Source organism: Verrucomicrobiota bacterium, from assembly GCA_016871495.1.
Taxonomy (GTDB): Bacteria; Verrucomicrobiota; Verrucomicrobiia; order Limisphaerales; family VHDF01; genus VHDF01.
Map to the genome: position 1 here is coordinate 1 of VHDF01000149.1, position 5,939 is coordinate 5,939.

Consider the following 5,939-nt stretch of genomic DNA (forward strand, 5'->3'; position numbering starts at 1 on the left):
GCCGCCGGCACACTCGTGAAAGCAAAACGTTGCGGGGGGCGCTGACCCGCGTGCGCGCGACGGACGGGCCCAGGATCGCGGCCTACTTGGGGGCAGCGCGCGAGGTTTTGCACGGTTCACCCCGTCCCACCGACGCCGGAACGAAACAGCGGCCGGACCTGGTTTTCGAGGATTTCGAGGACGGCACGTATGCCCGATGGAAGGTGGAGGGAACCGCGTTCGGCTCAGAGCCGGCCGCCGGCAAGCACCCGAATCAGCAGGCCGTGGAAGGCTTCCAGGGCCGTCGTCTGGCGAATAGCTTCACCCAAGGGGACGCGCCCAAAGGAGCGCTCCGTTCCTCGCCGTTCCGAGTCGATTATCCCTACATCAGCTTCCTGTTAGGGGGGGGAATCCCGACGAAGAAAGCCCGATTCGCCCTGCGGGTGCAAGGTCGCGAGGTGCGCGAAGCCTCCGGGCAGAATCGCGAACTGCTCGAGCCGAAGGTGTGGGACGTCCGGGAGTTTCTCGGGAAGGAGGCGACGCTGGAGATCATTGACGAGGACGACAGCACCTGGGGACACATCAACGTGGACCACATCGTGTTCAGCGATTCACCCCAGGCGGGGCGCACGCGCTACGCGCGACCGATCGCGGCGGTGGCGCGCGAACGCGGCCTGAGCGCCGCGATCCTGGAATCGTGGATGACGGAGTTGACCTCCGACGGAGCGCACAAGCCCTCCCACCCCCTGCACTTCTGGCGGGCGGCGTTGGAACGGGAGCACTCGAACTCATCCGCCAGCCCGAAAATGCCCGCGCCCGGGTCGAAACCGTCGGAGCCCGCCGTAGGGCAGGAGAAACATTCCAGCGGTTCGATCGACCCGGTTTACGAGCCGTTTCCAGCCTCAGACTTCAAGACGTGGTTCCCGAGCGGGCAGGCGTTCGGTTCGGGGCAGAGTTCCGTCGCGGTCGGCCGCTGGCGGGTGGACGGCAGCGGGATCGAGTTCCTGCCTCCGGACGTCGCGCACAGCGGACGATTTGCCACGGCACTGCAGGGAACCCTGCGTTCGCCCACCTTCACGTTGACGCATTCGAACATTCACCTGCGTGTCGCCGGACGGTCGGGACAAGTCCGCCTGATCATTTCCCGCTACGGCTTGCGCGAGTTTAACCCGCTCCTGTTCGAGCGGACCTTGTTCGACGTGAACACGGACGGCCAGTTCACCTGGCACTCCATCGCCTCCGGGCTTCACCGGCACATCGGGCGGCCGGCTTATTTTGAGCTCATCGATCCGGGCGACGGCTTCGTGGCCCTGGATCGCATCATGCTGTCAATGAGCGCCAAACCGCCGGAAAACGCGCCCTTGATCGCACTGTCCCCGAGTGAATCCTCCATGGAACAGGCCGCAAAATTGGAGGCGGCAGTTCACGAAGCCATGGATGCGTGGATTCGCCCACGCCCCGACGCAACCTCCGTCGAATTGCTCTCCTGGCTGTCGAAGAAGCGGCTGGTGGACTGGGGGGTGTCGGCCGCGGAGATCGCCGGCCTCGTCGACCGGATCGGCAAGGCTTCGGAAGGTTTGCCGCCGCCGATGCGCGTGCTGGCCATGACCGATGGCAGCGCCGAGCCCACGCGCGTCTTGGTCCGCGGCGATCCCAAGACTCCGGGAACGCCGGTGTCCCGGCGCGTTCCTGAAGCGATGGCTTGTGCGGCTGTAGCCTCCGTGGTCAACGGGAGCGGTCGCCTGGAACTGGCGAACTCGTTGCTCGCCGAGTCGAATCCACTGACGCACCGGGTGATTGTCAATCGCGTCTGGGCGCACGTGTTCGGCCGCGGACTGGTGGCAACGGTCGACAATCTGGGAACCATGGGCCAGGCCCCGACCCATCCGGAGTTGTTGGATCATCTTGCCCTGACCTTTCGGGCGGACGGCGGTTCGATCAAACGATTGATCCGGACCCTGTGCCTGACGCGGGCGTTTCAAATGTCGAGCGTGTCGGAAGATCCCGTGGCGACAACCCGCGATCCGGACAACGCGCTGCTGCATCGGATGCGTCTCCGGCGCCTGGAAGGAGAGGTTATTCGCGACAGCCTGCTGACCGTCGCCGGGCCGTTGAATCGCGTTCAGTTCGGCCCGTCCGTTCCAACCTATTTCACACCCTTCATGGGCGATCGCATGTGGGTCAAGAACGCGAGCGGTCCGATGGACGGCGACCGGCGGCGCACGATCTACCTCGAGACGCGACGCAATTTTCTTTCGTCCTGGATGCTGACGTTTGATCTGCCGTTGCCGGATACCACCGTGGGGCAGCGGAACCGGTCCAACGTCCCCGGCCAGGCGCTGGCCTTGATGAACGATCCGCTGGTTCAACAACTGGCCGCTGCCTGGGCCAGGAAAAGCCTGCAGCAGTCCCGCCTCACCGACCGCGACCGGATCGAGCAATTGTTCCTCGACGCCCTGGCGCGCCCGCCCAAGTCGGCGGAACTCGATCAGATGCTCGAACTTCTCCGGACGCAGGCAACCGCGCGCGAATTGTCCGGCGACGCCGCGCGGTTGGATCCGGCCTTGTGGGCCGATGCCTGTCATGTTGTTTTCATGATGAAGGAGTTCATCCATGTTCCCTGACCCGCGAAGGCCTCTCCACATGATGACCCGGCGCCAAATGCTGCGCGAAGGGTCGCTTGGTTTTGGAGCCCTCGCGTTGACGGCCTTGCTCGCCAACCCGAGCCAGGGAGCCTCCGCCACGACCAACCGTTACCCGGTCAGCGGATCCCATCACCGGCCCAGAGCCAGGAACGTGATCTTTCTCTACATGGATGGCGGAGTGTCGCAGGTCGAGAGCTTCGATCCGAAACCCAGGCTCAGGCGCGAAAATGGCAAGCGGTTTGGGATGAAGATGGAGCCAACCCAGTTCGAAGACAACGGTGCGGTGCTAGGCAATCTGTGGGACTTCAAGACGTATGGGCGAAGCGGTCTCCCGGTGAGCGATTTGTTTCCGTTCGTCGGCGGTTGCGCGGACGATCTCTGCGTGATCCGTTCCATGGTTTCCAACTTTTCCGAGCACAACGCCGCCAACTATTTCCTGCACTGCGGCAGCGGCATGGCGGGCCGGCCGAGCATGGGCGCCTGGGCCACCTACGGGTTGGGTTCGGAGAATCGGGACCTGCCAGGGTATGTCGTCCTCGACGGCGGGCTGATTCCGTCCGGGGGCGTGGATTGTTTTGCGGCGGGTTTTTTGCCGGCGAGCTATCAGGCATCGCTGCTGCGCAATCAGTCGCCGGCGCTGGCCAACGTGCAACCGATGGAGGCAGAGGCGCGGTGGCAACAGAACAAACTCGCCGCGTTGCGCGCACTCGACGCCGGCACGATGGCCGATCTCGGCCGACCGGACGCGCTGGAGGCATCCATTCGCAATGCCGAACTGGCCTACCGGATGCAGATGGCCGTGCCCGAAGCGACCGAAATCGATGGCGAATCGGCAGCGACGCGGAATCTCTACGGGATGAACGCCGCGTTTGAGCACACCCGTTCGTATGGGCGTCAGTGCCTCGTCGCGCGGCGTTTGGTGGAGCGTGGCGTTCGTTTCATCGAGTTGACCTGCCCGCGCGCTCACGGCGGTCAGCGTTGGGACGCACACGGGGATCTCCGCAAGAACCATTCGCGGAATGCGCTCGCGATCGATCAGCCCATCGCCGGTCTCCTGACGGATCTCAAGGCGCGGGGTCTTCTGGACGAGACCCTGGTCGTTTGGTCGGGTGAATTTGGGCGCACGCCATTTGCCCAGGGCGGAAGTGACGGCCGCGATCACAATCCGTTCGGATTCAGCCTCTGGCTCGCGGGCGGCGGCATCCGGGGTGGAATGGTCTACGGCGCGACCGACGATTATGGTTACAAGGCGGTTGAGAACAAAGTCGAGATCCATGATCTGCACGCCACCATGCTCCATCTGCTCGGCTTGGATCATGAACGTCTGACTTACCGGTTTGGCGGCCGCGACTACCGGTTGACCGATGTGCATGGCCACGTGGTCAGAGCCGTCCTTTCTTGAGGTCCAACCGAGCAACACCTCGAGCACCCGGCGACTCATCCATCGGCCCTCCATCTAAAGGAAGGCATCATTTCAGTCGTGATTAACCCGACTGGATGCCCACGGGACGCTTGCCGGTGTCCTCTTCCCCGCTTGCAGCCACAGCCTGACCCTCGCTACCCACTCAGCAGCGCTGGAGCGCACTTGTCCCGCCGTCGCTGCTTCTAACCGAAGGCGGACGGAGAAGCCGTTCGCGCCTTCGCGAAGCGAAGCAGCTCGCATGTTGTTCTGGTTCTCAGAGCTCTGGTTAGGCATCATCTCCTCCAGTAAACCCCTCTGCCTCGAATTTGTCAGTGCCGGGAACTCGACTGAACGCCGAGCCAAAGGGCGCGTCAAGAAACGGAATGATGGCCGGGTCGTAATTGCAAATCGTGTTCACCTCGTGGATGGCGAAATTGCCGGGCGTGTCTGCATACTCCTGCGACTCGTCTCCTGCGAAAAACCGCCAACCACTGTCGACGTCCTTGTCTGGCTGTTCGCGATACATGTAGCCAATCGGTGCGCCGTCCACTGTGATGCGGTCCGACGAGAAGCAACCTCCCATGTTTGGGATGAGCCGCCGAATCTGGTCTCCGGGAATCTTGAATGCCTTGTCGCGCGGATTCATGGGAGATGCCTAACGACCAATATAGGTTATCCGAAGTTGTAGATGGTTGGCGAGGTGAGCGGAGCGAGGCTCACACCTCGCCAACGGTGAACAACCTCGTCGCCAAATCATATTTTCCAGAAATCATGATCGAACTCTTTTGCCATCCTAGGCCATGATCGCATCCGGTTTCTCACGGCGGCAGGTGAGGTCTGCGAACAACAAGTCGCTTGAACGACTTTTTGTCCCGGCGAAGCTCTGGGCGAAGCCGGATGAGCTTTATCGACCGGCCTGCCGGACGGGCTTGGCTCTCCAACGGCTCCTCAGAGGCTGTTTCTACTTCTAGAAGGACTCTTTTCTATTGCCGTCGCTCGGTCAAGCCTGCGGGAGGCCTTCAACATCAACTCCATTCCAATCCGTGAACACTCCTCTGCTCTTCGACCTGGTCATCGGCCTCGATCGCTCTGTCCCCAAAACCTCTCCGAAGACCGCCAAGCACCGAATCTCCGCGTTCGATGCAAACCTTTGCAGGAGCATGGATCGAGGTCGGCTGGTTCGTCTCGAATCCCAACGGGATTCCGTCCTTCAGCCCGGGGTTGTGCCGCGTCCCCGCGGACCTACCCCGGATCACCTGCGTGTGTGAAATCCAACCCCAATGGGGTTGCAGCATGCGAGTCACAGGCCCCGAGGCAACTTTCCAAGCCGAGCGCAACCCCGTTGGGGTTGGGATCGGTGGGGGCCTTGTTCCCCGGGGTAGCCCCGCCTCGGCGGGCCAACCCCGGGCTCGAGGACATAACGCCGTTGGCGTTTCTGCTCTCCGCCGAACGTCGCAGCTCAGCGACGAGTCGTTCAGCACGCCCGCCACAAAGAATCCAACCCGAGAGCTCTGCCCAAGTCCCAAGAGAACTTCCACCCTGCTCGAGTCTTCTCGGTCCAACCAGTTCGTCAGGCTGTCCACGATGAGGCGCCGTGAATGGCGCGGTCCGAGGATTGCGGTTGCGCGCCTGGGGGAATCGCGGGGCGATAGGCTTGGCACCGCCTCGCAGGCTGGGCAGCCTGCGGCACAGCAGACAGGGCTGTCTGCGTTACGGGGGAAGCCTGGAGCGTTATTCGGGACGGGTTGGGAATCCACGCGGATGGGTTGTCCACGTTGAAGCGCCATGAACGGCGCGGTCCGGATATGGCGGTCTCACACCTGGGGGAATTGCGCGGCAACCCGAGATCTCTGTCCCAGGGAACTTCTCCCCTCGACGTTTTCTTTGCGTCCTTCGCGTCCTTTGCGTGAGGA

General features: G+C 62.8%; 3 protein-coding genes. 2 read left to right on the plus strand and 1 reads right to left on the minus strand.

Annotated features, from left to right (window positions below):
* Together FJ404_19005 and FJ404_19010 are read left to right on the plus strand one after the other, a co-directional pair.
* The coding region (locus tag FJ404_19005; GenBank protein MBM3824941.1) for a DUF1553 domain-containing protein at window positions 1-2,603 on the plus strand (2,603 nt) is incomplete at its 5' end.
* A gap of 37 nt (window positions 2,604-2,640) precedes the next feature.
* On the plus strand, window positions 2,641-4,026 hold the full coding sequence (locus FJ404_19010) for a DUF1501 domain-containing protein (GenBank protein MBM3824942.1): 1,386 nt from the start codon (window positions 2,641-2,643) through the stop codon (window positions 4,024-4,026).
* A gap of 286 nt (window positions 4,027-4,312) precedes the next feature.
* Here the strand turns inward: FJ404_19010 and FJ404_19015 are convergent, their stop codons facing one another.
* Window positions 4,313-4,672 carry a DUF2185 domain-containing protein gene (locus FJ404_19015; GenBank protein MBM3824943.1) on the minus strand — a complete coding sequence of 120 codons (360 nt, stop codon included), beginning with the start codon at window positions 4,670-4,672 and terminating at the stop codon, window positions 4,313-4,315.
* Between the last annotated feature and the right edge of the window lie 1,267 nt (window positions 4,673-5,939).